This window comes from Enterobacter sp. KBR-315C3_2022 (assembly GCF_041399425.1).
Lineage (GTDB): Bacteria > Pseudomonadota > Gammaproteobacteria > Enterobacterales > Enterobacteriaceae > Enterobacter.
This window is the reverse complement of sequence record NZ_JBGKEB010000032.1, coordinates 1-24,812: the sequence shown is the minus strand read 5'-3', so window position 1 is coordinate 24,812 and position 24,812 is coordinate 1. Positions and strand designations below refer to the sequence as shown.

Here is a 24,812-nt window from a genome sequence, read left to right as displayed (position 1 = left end):
GATAAATGTGAAGCTTATGCGTAACCGTAGGTCATCAGGCGCTGATAGCGACGGTTGAGCAGGTCTTCTTTGCTCAGCACGTCCAGATCCGCGAGATCGGCCAGCAGCTGCGCCTTCAGAGAGGCCGCCATCACTTCCGGCTTACGATGCGCACCGCCCAGAGGTTCCGGGATCACGCTGTCGATCAGCTTCAGCTCTTTCAGGCGTGGGGCAATGATCCCCATCGCTTCGGCAGCCAGCGGCGCTTTGTCGGCGCTTTTCCACAGAATGGACGCGCAGCCTTCCGGAGAGATAACGGAATAGGTGCTGTACTGCAGCATATTCACTTTATCACCTACGCCAATCGCCAGCGCGCCGCCGGAGCCACCCTCACCGATAACGGTACAGATGACCGGCACTTTCAGGCGAGACATCTCACGCAGGTTGCGCGCAATGGCTTCAGACTGACCGCGCTCTTCCGCGCCCACGCCAGGGTAAGCACCCGGGGTGTCGATGAAGGTGATGATCGGCATGTTAAAACGCTCGGCCATCTCCATCAGGCGCAGGGCTTTACGGTAGCCCTCCGGTGCCGGCATACCAAAGTTACGACGGATCTTCTCTTTGGTTTCACGACCTTTCTGATGACCAATGATCATCACCGGGCGACCGTCCAGGCGTGCGATACCGCCAACGATGGCTTTATCGTCAGCATAAGCGCGATCGCCTGCCAGTTCGTCAAATTCATCAAACGCCAGGCGGACATAATCCAGGGTGTACGGGCGCTGAGGATGACGCGCCAGCTGGGCAATCTGCCATGCGCCGAGATCGGCAAAGATTTTGCGCGTCAGCTCTACGCTTTTTTCGCGCAGACGATGCACTTCTTCGTCGATGTTAATATCCAGTTTTTCATCCTGACGGCTCACTGCTGTCAGAGAATCGATTTTCGCTTCCAGCTCTGCAATCGGCTGTTCGAAATCAAGGAAATTCAGACTCATAGTATTCCTGTATTAGTCAAACTCCAGTTCCACCTGCTCCGAACCAATGAGGCCACGGAGATCGTTTAGTAAACGATCGCTCGGAGAGACACGCCACGTTGCGCCAAAGCGTAACCGCGCGCGTGCATCCGCCCTCTGATAGTAGAGATGTACTGGAATGGTCCCCGAGCGATGGGGTTCCAGAGACTGACGGAGTCGGTTTAAAAGCTGGTCATCAATTTGCCTGTCCGTCAGCGAGATAGCAAGCCCGCGTGCATATTTTTCACGGGCTTCGTCAATGTCCATCACTTCGCGGGCGGTCATTTTAAGCCCCCCGCTGAAGTCATCAAAGCTGACCTGTCCGCTGACGATAAGTATGCGGTCTTTTTCCAGCAATTGCTGGTATTTATCCAGCGCGTCGGTGAACAACATCACCTCCAGACGTCCGGAACGGTCATCCAGTGTACAGATGCCGATACGATTGCCGCGCTTGGTGACCATTACCCTTGCAGCAATCACGAGCCCCGCCGCCGTGGTGATTTTACCACGATCCGTCGGATGCATGTCTTTTAGCCTGTTGCCTCCGACATAGCGCTCAATTTCTTTAATGTACTGGTTGATCGGGTGTCCCGTCAGGTACAGCCCTAACGTTTCACGCTCGCCGTCCAGCACCACCTGCTCCGGCCAGGGCTGGCAGTTAGAATAAGACTGCTCGATCTGCTCCGGTTCTTCCGCCAGCACGCCGAACATATCGGCCTGACCGATCGCTTCCGCTTTCGCGTGCTGATCGGCGGCTTTCAGCGCGTCGCCCAATGAGTTCATCAGCGCGGCGCGGTGCGGCCCCAGCCTGTCGAACGCGCCGGACATGATCAGCTTTTCCAGCACGCGGCGGTTGAGCTTTTTGGTATCGGTACGCGCGCACAGATCGAACAGCTCGCGGAAGTAACCGCCGTTGTTACGCGCTTCGATGATCGCCTCGATCGGGCCTTCGCCGACGCCCTTGATCGCGCCGATCCCGTAGACAATCTCGCCGTGCTCGTTAACGTGGAAATGGTACAAACCCGAGTTGATGTCCGGCGGGAGGATCTTCAGCCCCATGCGCCAGCACTCGTCCACCAGGCCAACGACCTTCTCGGTGTTGTCCATATCGGCGGTCATCACCGCCGCCATAAACTCAGCCGGATAGTGTGCCTTCAGCCACAGCGTCTGGTACGAGACCAGCGCATAGGCGGCGGAGTGAGATTTGTTAAACCCGTACCCGGCGAATTTTTCCACCAGGTCAAAAATTTTGATCGCCAGCTCGCCATCAATGCCGTTTTTTCTTGCGCCTTCTTCAAAGGTGCCGCGCTGCTTGGCCATCTCTTCCGGCTTTTTCTTACCCATCGCACGACGCAGCATGTCCGCGCCGCCGAGGGTGTAGCCGGAGAGCACCTGGGCGATCTGCATAACCTGTTCCTGATACAGGATGATGCCGTAGGTTGGCTCCAGAACGGGCTTCAGGCACTCGTGCTGCCACTGAACGTCCGGGTAGGAAATCTCTTCGCGCCCGTGCTTACGGTCGATAAAGTTATCAACCATCCCGGACTGCAGCGGGCCCGGACGGAACAGGGCCACCAGCGCGATCATATCTTCGAAGCAGTCGGGCTGCAGGCGTTTGATCAGATCTTTCATGCCGCGGGATTCAAGCTGGAAGACCGCGGTGGTCTCCGAGCGCTGCAGCATGTCGAAGCTTTTCTTGTCATCCAGCGGGATGGCCGCGATATCCAGCGGCGGCTCGCCGTTCTTCTCGCGGCGGGCATTGATCATCTCCAGCGCCCAGTTGATGATGGTGAGCGTGCGCAGGCCGAGGAAGTCGAACTTCACCAGACCGGCGTATTCCACGTCGTTCTTATCAAACTGGGTGACCGGGTGCTGACCGGCTTCATCGCAATAGAGCGGCGCAAAATCGGTGATTTTGGTTGGGGCGATAACCACGCCGCCCGCGTGCTTACCGGCGTTTCGCGTTACGCCTTCCAGCTTGCGCGCCATGTCGATCAGCGCCCTGACCTCTTCGTCCGCCTCGTAGATTTCCGGCAGCTGCGGTTCGGCCTCAAAGGCTTTCGCCAGCGTCATGCCCGGATCGGGCGGCACCAGCTTAGAGATACGATCGACGAAGCCGTACGGATGCCCCAGCACGCGGCCCACGTCGCGGATAACCGCTTTCGCCGCCATCGTACCGAAGGTAATAATCTGCGACACCGCATCGCGGCCGTACATGTCCGCCACGTGCTCGATAACCTGGTCGCGTTTCTCCATGCAGAAGTCGACGTCGAAGTCGGGCATCGAGACGCGTTCCGGGTTAAGGAAACGTTCGAACAGCAGGTCAAATTCCAGCGGATCGAGATCGGTAATTTTTAGCGCGTACGCCACCAGCGAGCCAGCACCGGAACCACGCCCCGGGCCTACCGGCACGCCGTTATCCTTCGACCACTGGATAAACTCCATAACGATCAGGAAGTAGCCGGGGAAGCCCATCTGGTTGATAACCTGGAGTTCAATATCCAGGCGCTCATCGTACGGCGGGCGCTTCTCGTTACGAACCGCTTCATCCGGGAACAGGAATTCCAGGCGCTCTTCCAGGCCCTCTTTCGATTTAACGACCAGGAAATCTTCCGTGGTCATGTCGCCCGTCGGGAACTGCGGCAGGAAGTACTCGCCGAGACGCACGGTCACGTTGCAGCGTTTGGCAATTTCTACACTGTTTTCAAGCGCTTCCGGAATATCGGAGAAGAGCTCGCACATCTCCTCTTCTGTACGCATGTACTGCTGAGACGAGTAGTTGCGCGGGCGTTTTGGATCGTCAAGGGTGAAGCCGTCGTGGATTGCGACGCGAATTTCGTGCGCGTCAAAATCGCCAGGCTCAAGGAACCGCACGTCGTTGGTTGCCACTACGGGCAGCCCGCGCGCTTCGGCCAGGGCGACAGCCGCGTGCAAATAGCTCTCTTCGTCCGCGCGCCCGGTGCGGATCAGCTCCAGATAAAAACGATCCGGGAAATATTCTTCGTAGAACGATACGCACTGATCCACCAGCGCGCTGTTTTCGCGCAGCAAGCTCTTACCGACGTCGCCCATGCGGCCGCCGGAGATCAGCAGCAGCCCTTCGTTTAGCTCTGCCAGCCAGTCGCGGTCGATCCACGGCCCCAGCGCGCCGTAGCCGCGCTGATAGGCCTTTGAGATAAGCAGCGTGAGGTTTTGATAGCCCGTGTTGTTCATCGCCAGCACGGATATCTGCGTCATTTCATCGCCGAGCAGATCGCTCTGGACGTGAAAATCAGCGCCGACGATAGGTTTCATCCCCGCGCCGTGCGCCGTCCCGTAGAACTTCACCAGACCACACAGGTTGGTGAAATCGGTGATCGCCAGCGCGGGCATGCCGAGCGCGGCCGCCTTTTTCACAAGCGGTCCGGTTTTCGCCAGCCCATCAATCATGGAGTAGTCGCTATGCACCCGCAGGTGTACGAAACGTGGTTCAGCCATCTTCAGATTCCGCGTTACTTAATTGCTTGCGTCTTGATTCAGGACACCAGTCCCAGCGCGCGCTTCACCGGCCCAAAACTGCGGCGGTGATGTTCGGTTGCGCCATGTTCAGCCAGCTTTTCCAGGTGAAAAGCCGTTGGATATCCCTTGTGCTGGGCGAACCCATACGCGGGATACGTGAGGTCCAGCGCGGCCATTTCGGCATCGCGCGACACTTTGGCAATGATTGAAGCCGCGCTGATTTCAGCAACCCGGCTATCCCCTTTCACCACCGCCATGGAAGGCACGGGCAGCGCGGGGCAACGGTTACCGTCAATCAGCACATATTCCGGCGCGATGCTCAGCCCGGCAACCGCACGCTGCATCGCCAGCATGGTGGCATGCAGTATATTCAGCTCGTCGATCTCGTGCGGCTCCGCGCGGCCAAGGCTCCAGGCCAGCGCTTTTTCTTTGATTTCATCGAAGAGCGCCAGCCGACGCTTTTCAGACAGCTTTTTGGAGTCGTTCAGCCCAATAATCGGGCGAGCGGGATCGAGGATCACGGCGGCGGTCACGACTGCGCCCACCAGCGGGCCGCGTCCAACTTCGTCCACACCCGCAACAAGGTGCGTGTGTGGGTAAATAAATTCCATCATTTTGCTAACTCCAGCACCGCATCAGCCGCTTGCTCATCGGCATTACAGCGGATCTGCTGATGCAGCTCGCGAAACGTGTCGTGCATCTGGTGGCTGGTCTTACCGTTTGCCAGCAGCGGCAGCAGCGCATCGGCTAACGCCTGCGGCTGACACTCGTCCTGAAGCAGCTCTTTAACCAGCTCGCGCCCGGCGAGCAGGTTTGGCAACGAGACGTAGTCGGTTTTAACCAGACGCTTCGCCAGCCAGAAGGTAAACGGCTTCATGCGATAGCCAACAACCATCGGGCATTTTGCCAGCATACACTCCAGCGCGGCGGTACCCGATGCCAACAGCGCGGCGTCGCTCGCGTACATCGCCTCACGGCCTTTCCCGTCAAGCAGGCGAACGTGAAGATCCGGCGCGACTTCCGCCTTAATACGCTCGAACTGCTCGCGGCGCTTGGCGTTGACCAGCGGCACCACGACTTCCAGATCGGGATAGGTCTGACGGAGGATCTGCGCCGTTTTGAGGAAGTCAGCGCTCAGCATTTCAACCTCTGCGCCGCGGCTCCCCGGCAGCAGCGCCAGGCAATGAACATCGTGCGGGATACCCAGCGCGTCCCGCGCCACATTTTTATCCGGATCCAGCGGCATGGCGTCAGCCATGGTGTGGCCGATAAAGCGGCACGGCACGTTAAACTTATCGTAAAACGCCTTTTCGAAAGGCAGGAAAGCCAGCACCAGATCGGTGGAGCGTCCGATTTTGAAAACGCGTTTCTGTCGCCACGCCCAGACGGACGGACTGACGTAATGAATGGTTTTGATGCCCTGCTTTTTCAGGTTCCCTTCGAGGGTGATGTTGAAATCAGGCGCATCGATCCCGACAAACACGTCGGGCTTGAGTTCGGTGAAACGGCGGGTGAGATCGGCACGAATGTGCAGCAAACGGCGCAGGCGCCCCAGCACCTCGACGATGCCCATCACGGCCAGCTCTTCCATTTCATACCAGGCTTCACAGCCTTCGGCCTGCATCAGCGGGCCAGCGACGCCCACAAAGCGCGCGTTCGGTACGCGAGCCTTGAGCGCACGGATAAGACCGGCGCCAAGAATATCGCCGGAAGTTTCTCCGGCGACCAGGGCTATCGTAAGCGGACGAGTGTCGACCATTAACGAATCAGACCACGCGTTGAACGGTCAAAGAACTCCATGAACGCGTTCACCTCAGGGTGCTTATTCGCCAGTTCGGCAATTTCCGGCTTCGCCTCTTCCAGCGTTTTGCCGCTACGGTACAGCAGTTTGTACGCGTTGCGGATCGCCGTAATCGCTTCGCGGCTAAAGCCACGACGCTTAAGGCCTTCGATGTTGACGCCAAACGGCGTTGCATGGTTGCCCTGCGCAATCACGTATGGCGGGACGTCCTGCGCCACGCCGGAGCAGCCGCCGACCATCACGTGCGCACCAATGATGCAGAACTGATGGACTGCGGTCATGCCGCCAATGATTGCGAAATCATCAACCGATACGTGTCCTGCCAGCGTTGCGTTGTTGGCAAGAATACAGCGGTCACCGACGGTACAATCGTGCGCGATGTGCGCATTAATCATAAACAGGTTATCGCTGCCCACCTTCGTCAATCCACCGCCCTGCACTGTTCCACGATGAATGGTGACGCTTTCGCGAATACGGTTACGATCGCCGATTTCCAAACGGGTCGGCTCACCAGCATATTTCAGATCCTGGTTAACTTCGCCAATGGAGGCAAACTGATAGATCTCGTTGTTGCAGCCAAGGGTCGTATGACCATTCACCACGACGTGAGACTTCAGTACAGTACCCTCACCAATTTCGACATGGGGTCCAACAATACAAAACGGGCCAATATGGACGTTAGCACCGATGATGGCGCCCACTTCCACAATAGCGGTAGGATGAATAAAGGCGGATTTATCAATCACGTATCAGGACTCCCGGCTACGAGCACACATCATTGTCGCTTCGCAAACAACTTTGCCGTCAACCAGAGCTACGCCTTTGAAGCGAGTCAGGCCGCGACGCGTTTTTTCAAAAGTGACTTCCATGATCATCTGATCACCAGGCACAACGGGGCGCTTGAAGCGCGCTTCGTCGATACCCGCGAAGTAATACAGCTCCCCCGGCTCCAGTTTGCCGACGCTTTTAAACGCCAGAATACCGGTAGCCTGCGCCATCGCTTCCAGGATTAACACGCCCGGGAAGATAGGCTTACCAGGGAAATGCCCCTGGAAGAACGGCTCGTTCACGGAAACATTTTTCACTGCGCGCAGAAAACGACCTTCTTCAAAATCCAGCACGCGGTCTACCAGCAAGAACGGGTAGCGGTGCGGCAGAAGTTCTAAAATCTCTTCAATATGCAGAGTATGAGTGTCAGTAGTCAAAATACTCTTCCTGTCAAATGTACTAAGTAGCAATAATAACACGGCCTGCCGGTTTATAAGAAAGCCGACAGGCCGAGAAGTTTAGCGTTAAAACCGATGAACGCTTAGTCTTGTTGATCGATTTTGCGCTCAATAGCCTTGAGTCGCTTGCTCATATCATCAATATTCATCACCAGAGCTGCGGTTTTACGCCATACCTTGTTGGGTTGCAGCGGGATACCGGAGGAATAAATGCCGGGTTCAGTAATAGGACGCATCACCATGCCCATGCCTGTTACCGTAACCTTATCGCAAATTTCCATATGGCCGTTGATCACGCTAGCTCCGCCGATCATGCAGTAGCGGCCAATTTTCAGGCTGCCAGCCATGATAACGCCGCCCGCAACTGCGGTATTGTCGCCAATCACAACGTTATGTGCAATCTGACACTGGTTATCGATGATAACACCGTTACCAATGATGGTGTCGTCGAGCGCACCGCGGTCAATCGTCGTGCACGCGCCGATCTCAACGCGATCGCCGATGATCACGCGACCCAGTTGAGGGATTTTAACCCAGTTGCCGCGATCGTTGGCGTAGCCAAATCCGTCAGCGCCGATAACGGTGCTGGAGTGAACGAGGCAATTTTCGCCGATCTCGATGTCATGGTACACGGACACATTGGCCCACAGGCGGGTCCCTGCGCCGATTTTGGTATTTTTGCCAACGAAGCAGCCGGGGCCGATCACAACGTTATCACCCAGCACGACGCCGGATTCAATAACGGCATTAGCACCGACAGCCACGTTGTTGCCCAGCGTCGCCGTCGAATCAATGGCTGCACTGGCAGCGATGTTCTGCGCCGGCTGCGGCGTGGTATCAAGAATTTGGGCCATACGCGCATAGGTCAGGTAGGGATTTTTCACTACCAGCGCGCTTCCAGTGGCAAACGGAAGATCGTCCTGCGTCAAAACAACGGCGGACGCCTGGCATTGAGCCAGATGTTCACGGTACTTGGGACTTACCATGAAGGTAATGTTGCCCGCTTTAGCAGATTGCATGGACGCAACAGCGGTGATGACGAGATCGCCATCACCGTGTAATTCTGCATCCAACTGCTGAGCTAAATCAGCCAGTCGAATAGAAGGCATTACTTATTTAACCTGTTTCAGCACGTCAGCGGTGATGTCTTTAACATCGCTGCTGTTGAAAGCAACGGCGTTCGCATCCACAACCAGATCGATGCTCTGATCGGCAGCGACTGATTTAACAGCTGACTGGATACGAGTGACCAGTTTGCCACGCTCTTCGTTGGAACGACGCTGACGATCCTGCTCGAAAGCCTGCGCTTTCTGAGAGAAGGTCTGGCGCTGAGCCATCACGTCTTTTTCCAGCTTGCTACGATCGCTCGCTTTCATGGTAGAACCATCGCGTTGCAGACGCTGCATTTTGGTCTGCAGATCGCTTTCCATACGTTGCAGCTCGCTTGCACGGCCTTTGAACTCGTTTTCCAGCGTAGCAGAAACACCCGTTTTCTGAGCGACCTGCTGGAACAGATTACCCATATTAACGATCGCAATTTTGTCGGCTGCCTGAGCAGACGTTACCATCGCTAAACCAAGACCTGCAGCTAATAACCACTTTTTCACAATAAACTCCTTACCATCCCATTGGTGCCCGAAGGCACCGTTCTTTGCGTGGCAAGGCGATCGTGTTACGGATCGCCGGTTGTCAGCGCTACACTGCCAACGCATTCCTTTGCAGCGGATTATTACCAGGTTTTACCAATGTTAAACTGGAACTGTTCCGCTTTATCTCCTTCGTATTTCTTAAACGGCTGGGCGTAGGAGAAGACCAACGGCCCCAACGGTGACATCCATTGTAATGCGATACCTGCAGACATGCGAATATTGCTCGGATCGCTGTAGTCTGGAATACCGGCTGCACGCGTCTCGGCAGTGTTCTGCCAGTTAGTATCCCAAACCGAACCCGCATCCACGAAGAAGGAGGTACGTACCGAGTTTGCATACTTGTCGCTGATAAACGGTGTTGGCGTGATGAACTCCATGCTCGCGACGCCCATGGCGTTACCGCCGACGGCATCGTCAGAGCTACACACTTTTCCAGCGCCCTGATTACAGTTATCCGGATCGTTGCCGCCGTAGTAAGCCGCTTTCGGACCAATGTTGTTGGACTGGAAGCCACGAACGGTGCTTGAACCACCCGCATAGAAGTTTTCATAGAACGGCAGTTCTTTACCGCCTAAGCCATCACCGTAGCCCCAGCGGGTACGACCCAGAACGACCCACTTGTGGTCATCATCGATTGGGAAGTACGACGCGGTGTCCAGCGTAACCTTGTAGAACTCGTTATCGGAGCCCGGAATGGTCACTTTACCGTTCAGGTTAACGCGCGAACCTGACGTCGGGAAGAAACCACGGTCAAGACGGTTGTACGTCCAACCGTAGTTAAAGGTGAAGTCATCCGCAGCGAAACCGTTGTTGTCGCTGGTTGTGCTCGCCGATTGGCCGATGGAGTCCAGATAACGCCACATCGCCACCTGCGGCTGCATGTTGGACAGGTCGTTGTGCACGTAGCCCAAACCAGCACGCAAGGTGTTGTATTCGTTGATCGGGAAGCCCAGCGTACCGTCTAAGCCGTAGCTTTTGTTGGTATAGGTGGACAGATCTGCGTCATCGGCTTTGAAGTCGTTATAGAAAATACGACCGCCCAGGCTTACACCGTCAACGGTGAAGTATGGGTTCGTCACAGAGAACTCAGAGTAGGTCTGGTAGTCGTTTTTCGTGCCGTTGATACCGACGGAGTAACCCGTACCCAGCCAGTTATCCTGCTGAACGCCGACCTGGAAGCTTACGCCGCTTTCAGTACCGTAGCCGACACCAAAGTTAAAGCTACCGGTGTTACGCTCTTTCACTTTATAGACGACATCAACCTGATCCGGACGGCCCGGCACGCGCTGCGTATCGGTATCGACAGTCTCAAAGTAGCCCAGACGGTTCAGACGCTCTTTACCCTGGTCGACCAGGTCGCTGCCCAGCCATGCCCCTTCCATCTGGCGCATTTCGCGGCGCAGAACGGAATCTTTGGAGGTGTCGTTACCTTCGAAGCGGATCTTACGCACGTAGAAACGGTTGCCCGCGTCAACGTTAACGTGAAGCTTCACGGTTTTATCCGCGTCGTTGATTTCAGGCTGAGTTTGCACGCGCGGATAAGCGTAACCATAGCGGCCGAGCAGCTTCTTAATGCTGTCTTCCATTTTGGTGACTTTCGAACCGCTATACAGCTCGCCCGGCTGAATCTTGGTCAGCGACTCGATCTCCGCTGAGTGACCGGCCAGGTTACCGCTCACGTCAACACCGGAAAGCTTGTACTGATCGCCTTCAGTGATGTTGATCGTGATGTAGATCCCTTTCTTGTCCGGCGTCAGGCTGACCTGAGTCGAATCGATGTTGAAACGCGCGTAGCCGCGATCCAGATAGTAACTGCGCAGGGTTTCGAGGTCGCCCGCCAGCTTCTGTTTCTGGTATTTGCGATCGCCGACCACGTTCCACCACGGCACTTCGTCGCGCAGCTGGAAGGTTGAGATCAGCTCGTCGGTGCTGAACGCGTGGTTACCCACGATGTTGATCTGCTGGATCTTCGCAGAAACACCTTCCTGGAACACCAGCTTCAAATCGACGCGGTTACGCGGCAGCGGCGTAACGACCGCCTTCACGCTGGCGCTGTATTTACCGACGCTGTAGTAGAAATCTTCCAGACCTTTTTCAATGTCTGAAAGGGTTGTACGGTCAAGGGATTCACCGACACGCACGCCAGATGCTTCAAGGTTTTGCTTGAGCATGTCATCTTTCACCGACTTGTTGCCGGAGAAGGTGATACTGGCGATCGTTGGACGTTCTTTCACCTGAACCAGAAGCGTATCACCATCGCGCAGGACGCGAACATCCTCAAAGTTGCCGGTGGCAAACAGAGCACGGATGGTGTTACTGATGTCTTCATCATTAACCGTATCGCCAGGGCGCACAGGCATGCTGAGGAGGGCCGCACCAACGGCGACACGCTGAAGGCCTTCGAAATGAATATCTTTCACTACGAACCCGTCAGCACCGTATACGGTCGCGCTGCTAAACAGCAGCGACGCTATGAGCAACTTTTTCATCGCCATCGTTATTATGCGTTCTTCCTAACTAACTCTCTTACAACCGAGAGAAATCATTGAAAAGTGCAAGCCCCATTAACAGCACCAGCAAAATCGAGCCGATGCGGTAACTAAAGTCTTGAACTCGCTCGGATACCGGTCCGCCTTTTAGCTTTTCAATCGCTAAAAACAGCAGATGGCCCCCGTCTAAAACGGGAAGCGGGAACAGGTTGATTATCCCGAGGTTCACGCTAATGAGCGCAAGAAACATGAGATAGTAGATCACCCCGAACTCCGCTGACATCCCAGCCCCTTGAGCTATCGAGATCGGCCCACTGAGGTTGTTCAGTTTGACATCACCGGTTATCAATTTCCCCAACATGTTGACCGTTAGCTTCATCAGTTGCCATGTCTTATCCGTGGCTTCAAGAATGGCGCTAAACGGCCCATACTGGCGTATTGTCTTGTACTCATCCGGCAGTGGGATCACTTTTGGCACTACGCCTGCGAACCCTTCCGCCTTACCGCTGCCCGATTTGGTATCCGGAATCAGCGTCAAAGAGAGCGGACTCCCTTGCCTTTCAACTTCCAGCGCGAGCGATGTACCCGGATTATCACGTACCAGAGTAACAAAGGTCATCCACTGTGTTAATGGCTGACCATCGACTTTAACGATCCTGTCACCCGCTTGCAAACCCGCTTTACTCGCCGCCGAGTTTGCCTGCACTTCGGCTAATACCGGTTCGATCTGCGCGCTGCGCGGTCGAATCCCCAGTGAGGCCACCGGGTCTTCTTTGTCAGGCTCGAAACGCCAGTGACGTAAATCCAGCACTTTTTCCTGTCGCTGGTCGGTACCAAACGGCGCTACGCTGACGGTTGTCTTTGCATCACCGATTTTGGCAACCAGCTGAAGGCGCACGGCATCCCAATCAGGGGTTTCGATGCCATCAATCGCTTTAAGTTCCATTCCCGACGTAATTTGCGCACTCGCCGCGATAGAGTCAGGGGCAATGTCCCCCACCACCGGGCGCACGCCGGGAACGCCGATGATAAACACCAGCCAGTAGGCGAAGATAGCAAAGATGAAATTGGCTACCGGTCCGGCAGCAATGATAGCGGCACGCTGCCCTACGGTCTTGTTGTTGAACGCGCTGTGTCGGAGTTCCGGGGCGACAGGCTCGACGCGCTCGTCGAGCATTTTGACGTAGCCACCCAGCGGGATCAGTGCAATGACAAACTCGGTGCCATGCTTGTCGGTGCGTTTCCAGAGTGATTTACCAAAGCCAATGGAGAATCGTTCTACTCGGACGCCGCAGCGCCGAGCAACCCAGAAATGGCCAAATTCGTGCACGGTAATCAGCACACCCAGTGCAACTATGAACGCCGCCAGATTCCAGAGAATGCTCAGCATAAAACCTTCCGTTAAATCGTCCCAAACACCAGTAAAAGCAGGCAGGCAAACACAGGAACAGCCGCAGTCAGGCTGTCAATGCGATCCAAAATACCGCCGTGCCCTGGAATGAGGTGACCACTGTCCTTAATCCCTGCTTCGCGCTTAAACATACTTTCGGTTAAATCACCGAGTACCGATGCCAGCGCAGCGAAAATAGAGCACACAAGCAGCGTTGACGGTGCGACGTCAAGGTTCGCCCAGACGCCGTAGCCCCAGGAGATAATCGCCGCCGTCACCAGGCCACCGAAGAATCCTTGCCAGGTCTTGCCTGGAGACACTTTCGGTGCCAGCTTGTGCTTGCCGAACAGTTTACCAAACATGTAGGCCCCGGAGTCAGCCCCCCAGACGAGAATCATCACATAAAGCAGCCATAACGCGCCGCTATAGTGATTGTCGTCGTAGTGCCAGGCGCGAAGCGCGAGCATACCCCAGAAAAAGGGAACAATGGTGAGCAGACCAAAGATAAGGCGTATAACTTTTGAATGACGCCAGATGGCCGCCGAACCGGGATAGAAAAGCACCAGCAACAGGGCGCCTATCCACCAGACAAGGGATATCCACAGCGAGCCAGCGATCAGCGGCTGGTGAATATCATGGTGATATTCCGGCAGCGTAAAGAGCATCAGGGCCAGCAAAAAGCCGCATAGCACCGCCAGCCACACTCGCTGAGTGCGGGACGTAAAGCCGCTAAGTTGCCCCCACTCCCACGCGGCGAGCATGCACACCACCAGCGTCACAATAGCGAATCCCACCGGGGGCAGTAAAAACAGCGCCGCAATGACAATGGGTATTAATACAAAAGCGGAAATCAGGCGATACTTCAGCAAAAGCTACCCCCATCAGGCTTTGTCGCCACCAGGCTCGGTGCCGCCGAAGCGACGCTCTCGATTGGCAAAGGCATGCAGCGCACCTTCAAAGTCTTGTTCATCAAAATCGGGCCAAAGAACATCTGTAAAGTAAAGTTCGGCGTAGGCAATTTGCCAAAGCAAAAAGTTACTGATGCGATGCTCTCCCCCTGTCCTTATAACCAAATCCACGGGCGCCAGCTCATTCATGCAGATTTGCTGACCCAGCGCCTCTTCATCAATTTGGTCGGGTCTTAACAGCCCTTCCTGAACCTGCTCGGCCAAATGCCGAACGCCCTGGATAATGTCCCAGCGTCCGCCGTAGTTCGCCGCAATGTTGAGCGTCAGGCCGGTATTATTTTCCGTCAGCGCTTCTGCCTTGCGAATCCGTTCCTGCAGACGTGAGTTAAAACGACTGGTGTCGCCGATAATGCGCAGGCGAACGTTGTGGCGGTGCAGGCTTTTTACTTCGCTATCGAGCGCCCACACAAACAGTTCCATCAACGCGCTCACTTCCTGCGCCGGTCGATTCCAGTTTTCACTGCTAAAAGCATAGAGCGTTAACGCATCGATGCCGTTATTGGCGGCAAAAGAGACGGCGCGGCGAACGGACTTCGCCCCAGCTTTATGCCCAAAGGCTCGTATCTTCCCTTGTCTTTTCGCCCAGCGGCCGTTGCCATCCATAATGATTGCAACATGACGACAGCCATGTGCTGGCACGTTTTCGCTTATTGGTTGATTCGCAGACAGCATAACGCGTTTTTAGTCCCTGAAAAGGATTTAACGGTACTCAGGAATACTGAAGCCTAAACATAAAAAAGCCGTGTCAAACCACGGCTTACCTGACCACATTAAGTCAAATACCTGCGATCAGGTGGCGCAGACTATATCACCGAAGCCCAACGCTAACAAATGGCACGACAATTAGTGGTTGCTTTATCACCAGCCTGCGAGGCGCGTCACCTGTTTTTGCGCCGCCATTCGCGCTTGTGCATCCACGTTTAGCACCTCTTCCACGCTTTGCGGCTCGCGCAAATCCATCTCGTCCAGCACCGCCTGATTCAGCGCGGCGATATCCGTAAAGCGGATCTGCTGCTTCAGAAATGCATCAACGGTGATTTCATTGGCGGCATTCAGCGCCGTCGTCGCCGCCTGTCCCCGTTCGAAAGCCGCCATCGCCAGCTTCAGACACGGATAGCGCTCGTAGTCAGGCTCGCTAAAGGTGAGTGAGCTAAGCTTACAGAAATCGAGCGGTTTCGCCCCGGATTTCACGCGGTTCGGCCACGCCATCGCGTGTGCAATAGGCGTACGCATATCAGGCTCACCCAGCTGCGCCAGCACGCTTCCGTCCTGATAGCGCACCATGGAGTGGATCACCGACTGCGGGTGAATAAGCACTTCCATCTGATTCGCCGAGGCATTAAACAGCCAGCGTGCTTCAATGTATTCCAGACCTTTATTCATCATGGTAGCGGAGTCGACGGAGATCTTACGGCCCATCGACCAGTTCGGATGACGACACGCCTGATCCGGCGTCATTGCGCGCAGTTCAGACAGAGGCGTTTCCCGGAACGGGCCACCAGACCCGGTGAGCAGAATCGATACAACGCCATTCTCCTCCAGGTCAGCGTACCCCAGGTTCTGTTGAAAAGGTTGCGGCAAACTCTGAAAAATGGCGTTGTGCTCGCTGTCGACGGGTAAAAGACGCGCCCCGCGCTGCTTAACCGCCTCCATAAACAGGCGTCCGCAGGTCACCAGCGACTCTTTGTTCGCCAGCAGTACCTCTTTACCGGCATCAATAGCGGCAAGCGTCGGCAGAAGCCCTGCCGCCCCGACGATTGCCGCCATCACCTGATCGACCTCATCCAGCGCTGCCATCTCGCAGGCGGCCTGCTGCCCGCTCAGTACCTCGGTGCGGCTGCCCTGCTCTTTCAACAGCACTTTTACCTGGCGAGCACTTTCCTCGTCATCCATCACCGCGTAGCGGGGAGTAAACTCCAGACACTGCTCAAGCATACGCTGCACGTTCTTACCGGCGACAAGCGCGGTCACCTTATAGCGTTCAGGGTTAAAGCGCACGACGTCGAGAGTGCTGCAACCGATAGAGCCGGTCGAGCCAAGGAGAGTTAAATGCTTCATGAAATGCCCAGAAAAAGTTAGCCCAGAGAAAAGCAAAACGCCGCCAGCAAGACACGAGGTCCTCTGTACGGCGTTTTTCAGTGTACGACAAAAATCAGAACTGCATCAGTTCCGCTTCTTTTTCTGCCAGCGCCGCATCAATTTTCTTAATGGCCGCGTCGGTCATCTTCTGAATGTCGTCCTGAGAGCGGCGATCGTCGTCTTCGCTGATCTCTTTGTCTTTCAGCAGTGCTTTCACTTTATCGTTCGCATCGCGGCGCACGTTACGCACGGAAACACGTCCCTGCTCGGCTTCACCACGCACGATTTTAGTCAGATCTTTACGACGCTCTTCGGTCAGCGGAGGCAGCGGAACGCGGATGTCAGCGCCCGCAGAGCTTGGGTTCAGGCCCAGGTCAGACGCCATGATCGCTTTTTCAACGGCCGGGCTCATAGAGCGATCGAAAACGTTGATTTTCAGCGTACGGCTATCTTCAACCGTCACGCTCGCCAGCTGGCGCAGCGGGGTTGGCGTACCGTAGTATTCCACGATAATGCCATCCAGCAGGCTTGGGGAAGCGCGGCCAGTACGGATTTTGCTGATTTGGTTTTTGAACGCTTCAACGCATTTGTCCATGCGTACTTCAGCATCTTTTCTGATGTCGTTAATCACGTTACGAATCCTTGAAAACTTGTCTCAGGCAGACTATCCGCCAGCACAGCGCTACAGGTGTGCTAAGTATAGTCGCGTTTATTTCATGACAGCGCCAACGGCGCGTCCAGGTAAGAAACCACTACAAAATAAAGCCGAATCTTACCTGTATTTATCGCCGACGGAAATTATTCCGTGATCAAAGTGCCTTCTTTTTCACCCATGACCACGCGGCGCAGCGCGCCAGGCTTGTTCATGTTGAAGACACGGATCGGCAGTTTGTGGTCGCGAGCCAGCGTGAAGGCGGCAAGATCCATTACTTTCAGCTCTTTATCCAGCACTTCGCTGTAGGTCAGCTGATCGTACATGGTTGCAGCAGGATCTTTTGCCGGATCGGCAGTAAACACGCCATCGACTTTGGTCGCTTTCAGCACCACGTCGGCTTCGATTTCGATACCGCGCAGGCAGGCCGCGGAATCGGTGGTAAAGAACGGGTTACCCGTACCGGCGGAGAGGATCACCACGCGGTTGTTGCGCAGCAGGCTGATGGCTTCTGCCCAGCTGTAGTTATCGCACACGCCATTCAGTGGAATAGCGGACATCAGGCGGGCGTTCACATAGGCGCGATGCAGCGCATCACGCATTGCCAGGCCATTCATCACGGTTGCCAGCATACCCATGTGGTCGCCCACAACGCGGTTCATCCCCGCTTTCGCCAGACCAGCACCACGGAAAAGGTTGCCACCGCCAATCACCACGCCAACCTGGATGCCCAGTTCGACCAGTTCTTTGATTTCCTGTGCCATGCGGTCAAGGATGCTTGCGTCAATACCGAAGCCTTCCGTTCCCTGCAGCGCTTCGCCACTCAGCTTAAGCAGAATGCGTTTGTACACGGGTTTTGCATTGGTAGCCATGTTTCTTTCCTGAGACTGTCAACGATTAAGATGGGGGTTAATTCTGGCGACATGTTATGTCGCAAACCAGCACAGCGGTAGTAGAGCCTGTCTGATTTTATGTGACGGGTGACAAAAAGAAGCCGCCCTCAGGCGGCTCCTTTTCAATCATTAAGACTGCTTGGACATTGCAGCAACTTCTGCTGCGAAGTCAGTCTCAACTTTCTCGATGCCTTCGCCCACTTCGAAGCGGATGAAGCCAGTTACGTCAGCGTTGTGCTCTTTCAGCAGCTGAGCAACAGACTTGCTTGGGTCCATTACGAAAGGCTGGCCAGTCAGAGAAACTTCGCCGGTGAATTTCTTCATGCGGCCTTCAACCATTTTCTCTGCGATTTCTTTTGGCTTACCAGACTGCATCGCGATGTCCAGCTGAACCTGGTACTCTTTCTCTACCACTTCAGCAGACACGTCTTCTGGCTTAACGAATTCTGGCTTGCTTGCAGCGATGTGCATTGCCAGCTGCTTAACCAGCTCTTCGTCAGCGCCTTTAGCCGCAACCAGAACACCGATACGCGCGCCGTGCTGGTAAGAGCCCAGAACGTCACCTTCCAGAGAAGATACGCGACGGATGTTGATGTTCTCACCGATTTTAGCAACCAGCGCAACGCGTTCTTCTTCGAACTGTGCTTTCAGCACTTCAACGTCAGTGATTTTGCCCGCTACAGCTGCGTCCAGAACCTTGTTCGCAAATGTCTGGAAACCAGCATCTTTAGCAACGAAGTCAGTCTGGCAGTTAACTTCCAGAATGATGCCGTAGTTGCCGTTGATTTTGGTGATGATCACGCCGTCAGCAGCAACGTTGCCTGCTTTTTTAGCTGCTTTGATCGCACCGGATTTACGCATGTTTTCGATTGCCAGCTCGATGTCGCCGTTCGCTTCGGTCAGCGCTTTTTTGCAATCCATCATGCCTGCGCCAGTACGCTCACGCAGCTCTTTTACCAGGGATGCGGTAATTTCAGCCATTCTTAAATCCTCGGGAGATGTGAACTGCCCGGCCAGTAGCCAAACAGTATAAATTGAAAAAAGGGGCCGAGAATTGGCCCCTATTCATACACGGTACTAATAAGGGGTAAAACCTTATTATTCAGCTTCTACGAAGCTTTCTTCCGCCTGAGAAGCCAGATCCTGGGAACGGCCTTCACGAACGGTAGTAGCTACAGCGCTCAGGTACAGGCTAACAGCACGGATTGCGTCGTCGTTACCCGGGATAACGAAGTCAACACCGTCCGGATCGGAGTTGGTATCAACGATAGCGAATACCGGGATACCCAGGTTGTTAGCTTCTTTGATTGCGATGTGCTCGTGGTCTGCATCGATTACGAACAGCGCGTCTGGCAGGCCGCCCATATCTTTGATACCGCCCAGGCTGTTTTCCAGCTTGTCCAGTTCACGAGTGCGCATCAGCGCTTCTTTCTTAGTCAGCTTATCGAAAGTACCGTCCTGAGACTGGGTTTCCAGATCTTTCAGGCGTTTGATGGACTGACGAACAGTTTTCCAGTTGGTCAGCATGCCGCCCAACCAGCGATGGTTCACGAAGAACTGGTCGCAGCTGTTAGCAGCATCTTTCACAGCTTCGCTTGCAGCGCGCTTAGTACCAACGAACAGAATCTTACCTTTACGGGAAGAGATCTTGTTCAGCTCAGCCAGGGCTTCGTTGAACATTGGTACAGTTTTCTCAAGGTTGATGATGTGAACTTTGTTACGCGCGCCGAAGATGAAAGGCTTCATTTTCGGGTTCCAGTAACGGGTCTGGTGACCAAAGTGAACACCAGCCTTGAGCATGTCGCGCATGGAAACAGTTGCCATGTTTAAAACCTCTATAGTAAAAGTTGGGGTTATGCCTCCACGTATCCCATATTACCGACCCCAAAGGGCACCCCGGAATATGTGCCGATACGTGTGTGTTGTTACACAAAGTGAGATTATCGCTTCCGTCCAGCCTGTGTATCTGAAATGGATCGGAAGTCCGGCGCGCTTTATACCACAAAACACGACCAGAAACCAACAGTTGTTGGCTGTGAGTGCTGTTAATGATTCTCAATTTGGCACGAGGTGTGCCCGACTGATACCATTGACAACACTTAGACTAGTATTGTCGAAAAAATCGACGCTGATGGACAGATTACATGGCTATCTCTATTAAGACCCCTGAAGAAATTGAAAAGATGCGCGTCGCTGGCCGTCTGGCCGCCGAAGTGCTGGAAATGATCGCCCCGCACATCAAGCCGGGCGTCAGCACCGGCGAGCTGGATCGCATCTGTAACGACTATATCGTCAATGAGCAGCACGCGGTTTCCGCCTGCCTGGGCTATCACGGCTTCCCGAAATCGGTCTGCATCTCTATTAATGAAGTGGTGTGTCACGGTATTCCGGATGACGAAAAGCTGCTGAAAGACGGCGACATCGTCAACATCGACGTGACCGTCATTAAAGACGAGTATCACGGTGACACCTCGAAGATGTTCATCGTCGGCAAGCCGACTATCCTGGGCGAGCGTCTGTGCAAAGTGACGCAAGAGAGCCTTTACCTGGCGCTGAAGATGGTGAAGCCGGGCATTCGTCTGCGCACCATCGGCGCGGCGATTCAGAAGTTCGTTGAAGCAGAAGGTTTCTCCGTGGTGCGCGAATACTGCGGTCACGGCATTGGTCGCGTGTTCCACGAAGAGCCGCAGGTGCTGCACTATGATGCGGATGACGGCGGCGTGGTGCTGCAAAAAGGCATGACCTTCACCATCGAACCGATGGTGAACGCGGGCGACTACCGCATTCGCACCATGAAAGACGGCTGGACGGTGAAAACCAAAGACCGGAGCTTGTCTGCGCAGTACGAGCATACTATTGTGGTGACGGACAACGGCTGCGAAATTATGACGTTGCGCAAGGATGACACCATCCCGGCGATACTGACGAACATTGAGTGATAAGAAGCCGGCGATTGCCGGCTTTTTTAATGGCGATAGCTTTTCCTTATGGGTGGCGAACGATGAGCAATCTTTTACCTGAACAGTATGCAAATACGGCACTTCCCACCCTCCCCGATCAGCCCGACAACCCGGGCGTCTGGCCGCAGCGCGAGCTGACCTGCGCCGACATTAAAGCCCATATCGACGTTTTCCAGCGCTGGCTCGGGAGCGCGTTCGATGCGGGTATCTCCGCTGAACAGCTCATTGAAGCGCGCACCGAATTTATCGACCAGCTTCTGCAGCGCCTGTGGATCGACTACGGATTCGGGCAGGTCAGCGACGTCGCGCTGGTCGCCGTGGGCGGCTATGGCCGCGGCGAGCTGCATCCCCTCTCCGACATTGACCTGCTGGTCCTGAGCCGTAAAAAGCTGCCGGACGAGCAGGCGCAGAAAATTGGCGAGCTGCTGACGCTGCTCTGGGACGTCAAGCTGGAGGTTGGCCACAGCGTGCGCACGCTGGAAGAGTGCCTGCTGGAAGGGCTGTCCGACCTGACCGTCGCCACCAACCTGATTGAAACCCGCCTGCTGATTGGCGACGTCGCGCTGTTCCTGGAGCTGCAAAAGCACATCTTCAGCGACGGCTTCTGGCCCTCTGAAAAGTTCTTCGCCGCCAAGGTCGAGGAGCAAAATCAGCGCCACCAGCGCTATCACGGCACCAGCTACAATCTTGAACCGGATATCAAAAGCAGCCCGGGCGGCCTGCGCGACATCCACACCCTGCAGTGGGTCGCCCGCCGCCACTTCGGCGCTACCTCGCTCGACGAGATGGTCGGCTTCGGCTTTTTGACCGAGGCCGAGCGTAACGAGCTCAACGAGTGCCTGCACCTGCTGTGGCGCATTCGCTTCGCTCTGCATCTGGAAGTGACCCGCTACGATAACCGCCTGCTGTTCGACCGCCAGCTGAGCGTGGCCCAGCGTCTGAACTACGAGGGCGAAGGCAACGAGCCGGTTGAGCAGATGATGAAGGATTTCTTCCGCGTCACCCGCCGCGTCTCCGAGCTTAACCAGATGCTATTGCAGCTGTTCGATGAGGCGATTCTGGCATTGACCGCCGACGAAAAGCCGCGCCCGATTGACGACGAATTTCAGCTGCGCGGCACGCTTATCGATCTGCGCGACGAAACGCTGTTCATCCGGGAGCCGGAAGCGATCCTGCGAATGTTCTACACCATGGTGCGCAACAGCACCATCAGCGGGATCTACTCCACTACCCTGCGCCATCTGCGCCATGCCCGTCGTCATCTGAAGCAGCCGCTGTGCTATATCCCGGAAGCGCGCTCGCTGTTCCTGAGCATGCTGCGCCATCCGGGCGCCGTCAGCCGCGGGCTGCTGCCGATGCACCGCCACAGCGTGCTGTGGGCCTATATGCCCCAGTGGTCGCACATCGTTGGCCAGATGCAGTTCGATCTTTTCCATGCCTATACCGTGGATGAACACACCATCCGCGTGATGCTCAAGCTGGAGAGCTTTGCAAAAGAAGAAACGCGCTCTAAACACCCGCTGTGCGTAGAGCTATGGCCGCGCCTGAACCACCCCGAGCTTATCCTGATAGCCGCCCTGTTCCACGACATCGCTAAAGGGCGCGGCGGAGACCACTCGGTGCTGGGCGCGCAGGACATCCTCAAATTTGCCGAGCTGCACGGCCTGAACTCGCGCGAGACGCAGCTGGTCGCCTGGCTGGTACGTCACCACCTGCTGATGTCCGTGACCGCCCAGCGCCGCGATATCCAGGACCCGGAGGTCATCAAGCAGTTCGCCGAAGCGGTGCAAACGGAGAACCGCCTGCGCTACCTGGTCTGCCTGACGGTCGCGGATATTTGCGCCACCAACGAAACCCTGTGGAACAGCTGGAAGCAGAGCCTGCTGCGCGAGCTGTACTTCGCCACCGAAAAACAGCTGCGCCGCGGGATGCAGAACGTCCCGGACATGCGCGAGCGCGTGCGACATCACCAGCTTCAGGCTCTGGCGCTGCTGCGGATGGACAATATTGACGAAGAGGCGCTGCATCAGATTTGGTCGCGCTGTCGGGCCAACTACTTCGTGCGCCACACGCCAAACCAGCTTGCCTGGCACGCCCGGCACCTGCTGAATCACGATCTGTCGAAACCGCTGATCCTTCTCAGCCCGCAGGCCACGCGCGGCGGCACCGAGATCTTCATCTGGAGCCCGGACAGGCCGTATCTGTTTGCCGCCGTGTGCGCCGAGCTGGACCGGCGTAACCTGAGCGTTCACGACGCGCAGATTTTCACCACCCGCGACGGCATGGCGATGGATACCTTTATCGTGCTGGAGCCGGACGGCAGCCCGCTGTCGTCGGACAGGCATGAAGGGATACGCTTTGGTCTGGAGCAGGCCATCACCCAGCACAGCTGGCAGCCGCCGCAGCCGCGCCGCCAGCCGGCAAAACTGCGCCACTTTACCGTCGACACCGAGGTCAACTTCCTGCCGACCCATACCGACCGGAAATCGTTCCTGGAACTGATCGCGCTCGACCAGCCGGGGCTGCTTGCCCGCGTTGGCCAGGTTTTTGCCGATCTGGGAATTTCGCTTCATGGCGCCCGAATTACAACCATTGGCGAGCGAGTAGAAGATTTATTTATAATCGCCACCGCCGACCGGCGTGCGCTTAATAATGACCTTCAGCTTGAAGTACAACAACGGTTGACAGCAGCCCTCAATCCAAACGATAAAGGGTGACGTGTTTTTTAGTGAAATGGAAAGAGTAAACAATGCAGCAGTTACAGAACGTTATTGAGTCCGCCTTTGAGCGTCGCGCCGAGATTACCCCGGCAAATGTGGATACCGTGACCCGTGAAGCGGTAAACCAGGTTATTTCCCTGCTGGATTCCGGCGCGCTGCGCGTGGCAGAAAAAATCGACGGTCAGTGGGTTACTCATCAATGGCTGAAGAAAGCCGTGCTGCTCTCTTTCCGCATCAACGATAACCAGGTTATCGACGGCGCAGAAAGCCGCTACTTCGATAAGGTGCCGATGAAATTCGCCGACTACGACGAAGCGCGCTTCCAGAAAGAAGGCTTCCGCGTGGTACCGCCTGCGGCGGTTCGCCAGGGCGCGTTCATCGCCCGCAACACCGTGCTGATGCCATCTTACGTGAACATCGGCGCCTACGTTGACGAAGGCACCATGGTGGACACCTGGGCGACCGTCGGCTCATGTGCGCAGATCGGTAAAAACGTTCACCTGTCCGGCGGCGTCGGCATCGGTGGCGTACTGGAACCGCTGCAGGCCAACCCAACCATCATCGAAGACAACTGCTTCATCGGCGCGCGCTCCGAAGTGGTGGAAGGCGTGATCGTGGAAGAAGGCTCCGTAATCTCCATGGGCGTTTACATCGGTCAGAGCACCCGTATTTACGATCGCGAAACCGGTGAAGTTCACTACGGCCGCGTTCCTGCGGGTTCCGTTGTCGTCTCCGGCAACCTGCCGTCCAAAGACGGCAAATACAGCCTGTACTGCGCGGTGATCGTGAAGAAAGTCGATGCGAAAACCCGCGGCAAGGTAGGCATCAACGAGCTGCTGCGCACCATCGATTAATTGGATACAGAAAAAGCGGGGGCTACCCCGCTTTTTTTATATCTGAAGGTGGCGAAAATAGATTTTTTCGTTAATTATTCAAAGGTTATGTTGAGATCAAGGGTACCGCTATGTACGATAATCTGAAAAGTCTGGGCATTACCAATCCTGGTGAAATCGATCGCTACAGTCTCCGCCAGGAAGCGAACAACGACATTCTGAAAATCTATTTTCACAAAGACAAAGGCGAGTTTTTCGCGAAAAGCGTGAAGTTTAAATACCCACGCCAGCGTAAGACCGTTGTGGCTGACGGCGTAGGTCAGGGATACAAAGAAATACAGGAAATCAGCCCTAACCTGCGCTATGTGATCGACGAACTCGATCAGATCTGCCAGCGCGACCGCACCGAAGTCGATCTTAAGCGTAAGATCCTCGACGATCTGCGTCACCTTGAAAGCGTCGTCACCAATAAGATCAGCGAAATTGAAGCGGATCTTGAGAAGTTAACGCGTAACAAATAAGTTGGGTGCGGTCTGATGCCCTCACCCACAGGGCTGAGGGTTCCCCAGAAAAATGAAAAGCACGATGAAGTGTGATCTACTGATTGCGCCAACAAAACAGAAGAGACCTCATCGTGCCTTTACATACAGTCTGCCAGAGAT

21 protein-coding genes are annotated in these 24,812 nt (G+C 55.5%); 4 read left to right on the top strand and 17 right to left on the bottom strand.

Annotated elements, in window-relative coordinates:
* Positions 1 to 14: 14 nt before the first annotated feature.
* From accA to rpsB, 17 genes are all read right to left on the bottom strand, one after another.
* Positions 15 to 974 (bottom strand): acetyl-CoA carboxylase carboxyl transferase subunit alpha, encoded by a 960-nt coding sequence (accA, locus tag AB8804_RS21540; RefSeq protein ID WP_112012869.1) that lies wholly within the window; start codon positions 972 to 974, stop codon positions 15 to 17.
* A 12-nt stretch (positions 975 to 986) separates the two neighbouring features.
* Entirely contained in the window at positions 987 to 4,469 is a 3,483-nt protein-coding gene (gene dnaE, locus AB8804_RS21535; protein ID WP_371189973.1) for a DNA polymerase III subunit alpha, read from the bottom strand.
* A gap of 38 nt (positions 4,470 to 4,507) precedes the next feature.
* The gene (gene rnhB / locus AB8804_RS21530; RefSeq protein WP_371189972.1) at positions 4,508 to 5,104 is read right to left on the bottom strand and encodes a ribonuclease HII; all 597 of its coding nucleotides are present in this window, start codon (positions 5,102 to 5,104) and stop codon (positions 4,508 to 4,510) included.
* Complete coding sequence (lpxB, locus tag AB8804_RS21525) at positions 5,101 to 6,249, bottom strand: lipid-A-disaccharide synthase (protein ID WP_371189971.1); 1,149 nt, start codon at positions 6,247 to 6,249, stop codon at positions 5,101 to 5,103. Before lpxB ends, rnhB begins: the two co-directional genes overlap by 4 nt.
* Positions 6,249 to 7,037, bottom strand: a complete 789-nt coding sequence (lpxA, locus tag AB8804_RS21520) for an acyl-ACP--UDP-N-acetylglucosamine O-acyltransferase (protein ID WP_371189970.1) — start codon at positions 7,035 to 7,037, stop codon at positions 6,249 to 6,251. Before lpxA ends, lpxB begins: the two co-directional genes overlap by 1 nt.
* A gap of 3 nt (positions 7,038 to 7,040) precedes the next feature.
* The gene (gene fabZ / locus AB8804_RS21515) at positions 7,041 to 7,496 is read right to left on the bottom strand and encodes a 3-hydroxyacyl-ACP dehydratase FabZ (protein WP_010426706.1); all 456 of its coding nucleotides are present in this window, start codon (positions 7,494 to 7,496) and stop codon (positions 7,041 to 7,043) included.
* A gap of 104 nt (positions 7,497 to 7,600) precedes the next feature.
* Positions 7,601 to 8,626 (bottom strand): UDP-3-O-(3-hydroxymyristoyl)glucosamine N-acyltransferase, encoded by a 1,026-nt coding sequence (gene lpxD / locus AB8804_RS21510; protein ID WP_371189969.1) that lies wholly within the window; start codon positions 8,624 to 8,626, stop codon positions 7,601 to 7,603.
* 3 nt (positions 8,627 to 8,629) lie between these two features.
* Complete coding sequence (skp, locus tag AB8804_RS21505; protein WP_371189968.1) at positions 8,630 to 9,124, bottom strand: molecular chaperone Skp; 495 nt, start codon at positions 9,122 to 9,124, stop codon at positions 8,630 to 8,632.
* Positions 9,125 to 9,246: 122 nt separating this feature from the next.
* Complete coding sequence (gene bamA, locus AB8804_RS21500; RefSeq protein ID WP_371189967.1) at positions 9,247 to 11,661, bottom strand: outer membrane protein assembly factor BamA; 2,415 nt, start codon at positions 11,659 to 11,661, stop codon at positions 9,247 to 9,249.
* Positions 11,662 to 11,692: 31 nt separating this feature from the next.
* Entirely contained in the window at positions 11,693 to 13,045 is a 1,353-nt protein-coding gene (gene rseP / locus AB8804_RS21495) for a sigma E protease regulator RseP (RefSeq protein WP_371189966.1), read from the bottom strand.
* Between the two features lie 11 nt (positions 13,046 to 13,056).
* Complete coding sequence (gene cdsA / locus AB8804_RS21490; protein WP_371189964.1) at positions 13,057 to 13,914, bottom strand: phosphatidate cytidylyltransferase; 858 nt, start codon at positions 13,912 to 13,914, stop codon at positions 13,057 to 13,059.
* A 12-nt stretch (positions 13,915 to 13,926) separates the two neighbouring features.
* Complete coding sequence (gene ispU, locus AB8804_RS21485; protein WP_371189963.1) at positions 13,927 to 14,685, bottom strand: (2E,6E)-farnesyl-diphosphate-specific ditrans,polycis-undecaprenyl-diphosphate synthase; 759 nt, start codon at positions 14,683 to 14,685, stop codon at positions 13,927 to 13,929.
* 186 nt (positions 14,686 to 14,871) lie between these two features.
* Positions 14,872 to 16,071 (bottom strand): 1-deoxy-D-xylulose-5-phosphate reductoisomerase, encoded by a 1,200-nt coding sequence (gene ispC, locus AB8804_RS21480; RefSeq protein WP_371189962.1) that lies wholly within the window; start codon positions 16,069 to 16,071, stop codon positions 14,872 to 14,874.
* 94 nt (positions 16,072 to 16,165) lie between these two features.
* Entirely contained in the window at positions 16,166 to 16,723 is a 558-nt protein-coding gene (gene frr, locus AB8804_RS21475; protein WP_112012848.1) for a ribosome recycling factor, read from the bottom strand.
* A gap of 167 nt (positions 16,724 to 16,890) precedes the next feature.
* Positions 16,891 to 17,616 (bottom strand): UMP kinase, encoded by a 726-nt coding sequence (gene pyrH / locus AB8804_RS21470; RefSeq protein WP_112012846.1) that lies wholly within the window; start codon positions 17,614 to 17,616, stop codon positions 16,891 to 16,893.
* A gap of 150 nt (positions 17,617 to 17,766) precedes the next feature.
* Entirely contained in the window at positions 17,767 to 18,618 is an 852-nt protein-coding gene (gene tsf / locus AB8804_RS21465) for a translation elongation factor Ts (protein WP_371189961.1), read from the bottom strand.
* Between the two features lie 117 nt (positions 18,619 to 18,735).
* Positions 18,736 to 19,461, bottom strand: coding sequence for a 30S ribosomal protein S2 (rpsB, locus tag AB8804_RS21460; protein ID WP_181622317.1), 726 nt, complete (start codon positions 19,459 to 19,461; stop codon positions 18,736 to 18,738).
* Between the two features lie 320 nt (positions 19,462 to 19,781).
* On the opposite strand from rpsB, the gene map reads away from it, so the two are divergent.
* The 4 genes from map (at position 19,782) to AB8804_RS21440 (ending at position 24,671) form a co-directional block, all read left to right on the top strand.
* The gene (map, locus tag AB8804_RS21455; RefSeq protein WP_371189960.1) at positions 19,782 to 20,576 is read left to right on the top strand and encodes a type I methionyl aminopeptidase; all 795 of its coding nucleotides are present in this window, start codon (positions 19,782 to 19,784) and stop codon (positions 20,574 to 20,576) included.
* Between the two features lie 62 nt (positions 20,577 to 20,638).
* A complete protein-coding gene (glnD, locus tag AB8804_RS21450; RefSeq protein WP_371189959.1) occupies positions 20,639 to 23,314 on the top strand; it encodes a bifunctional uridylyltransferase/uridylyl-removing protein GlnD in 2,676 nt (891 codons plus the stop codon).
* A gap of 32 nt (positions 23,315 to 23,346) precedes the next feature.
* Entirely contained in the window at positions 23,347 to 24,171 is an 825-nt protein-coding gene (gene dapD / locus AB8804_RS21445; protein WP_008501915.1) for a 2,3,4,5-tetrahydropyridine-2,6-dicarboxylate N-succinyltransferase, read from the top strand.
* A gap of 110 nt (positions 24,172 to 24,281) precedes the next feature.
* A complete protein-coding gene (locus AB8804_RS21440; protein WP_371189958.1) occupies positions 24,282 to 24,671 on the top strand; it encodes a DUF3461 family protein in 390 nt (129 codons plus the stop codon).
* Positions 24,672 to 24,812 lie beyond the last annotated feature (141 nt).

Bases quoted from the DNA above. Each gene is read 5' to 3' on its own strand.
- dapD (WP_008501915.1), top strand. From the start codon at position 23,347: ATGCAGCAGTTACAGAACGTTATTGAGTCCGCCTTTGAGCGTCGCGCC.
- glnD (WP_371189959.1), top strand. From the start codon at position 20,639: ATGAGCAATCTTTTACCTGAACAGTATGCAAATACGGCACTTCCCACC.
- pyrH (WP_112012846.1), bottom strand. From the start codon at position 17,616: ATGGCTACCAATGCAAAACCCGTGTACAAACGCATTCTGCTTAAGCTG.
- ispC (WP_371189962.1), bottom strand. From the start codon at position 16,071: ATGAAGCATTTAACTCTCCTTGGCTCGACCGGCTCTATCGGTTGCAGC.
- rseP (WP_371189966.1), bottom strand. From the start codon at position 13,045: ATGCTGAGCATTCTCTGGAATCTGGCGGCGTTCATAGTTGCACTGGGT.
- bamA (WP_371189967.1), bottom strand. From the start codon at position 11,661: ATGGCGATGAAAAAGTTGCTCATAGCGTCGCTGCTGTTTAGCAGCGCG.
- accA (WP_112012869.1), bottom strand. From the start codon at position 974: ATGAGTCTGAATTTCCTTGATTTCGAACAGCCGATTGCAGAGCTGGAA.
- rnhB (WP_371189972.1), bottom strand. From the start codon at position 5,104: ATGATGGAATTTATTTACCCACACACGCACCTTGTTGCGGGTGTGGAC.
- map (WP_371189960.1), top strand. From the start codon at position 19,782: ATGGCTATCTCTATTAAGACCCCTGAAGAAATTGAAAAGATGCGCGTC.
- ispU (WP_371189963.1), bottom strand. From the start codon at position 14,685: ATGCTGTCTGCGAATCAACCAATAAGCGAAAACGTGCCAGCACATGGC.
- dnaE (WP_371189973.1), bottom strand. From the start codon at position 4,469: ATGGCTGAACCACGTTTCGTACACCTGCGGGTGCATAGCGACTACTCC.
- rpsB (WP_181622317.1), bottom strand. From the start codon at position 19,461: ATGGCAACTGTTTCCATGCGCGACATGCTCAAGGCTGGTGTTCACTTT.
- AB8804_RS21440 (WP_371189958.1), top strand. From the start codon at position 24,282: ATGTACGATAATCTGAAAAGTCTGGGCATTACCAATCCTGGTGAAATC.
- tsf (WP_371189961.1), bottom strand. From the start codon at position 18,618: ATGGCTGAAATTACCGCATCCCTGGTAAAAGAGCTGCGTGAGCGTACT.
- lpxB (WP_371189971.1), bottom strand. From the start codon at position 6,249: ATGGTCGACACTCGTCCGCTTACGATAGCCCTGGTCGCCGGAGAAACT.
- lpxD (WP_371189969.1), bottom strand. From the start codon at position 8,626: ATGCCTTCTATTCGACTGGCTGATTTAGCTCAGCAGTTGGATGCAGAA.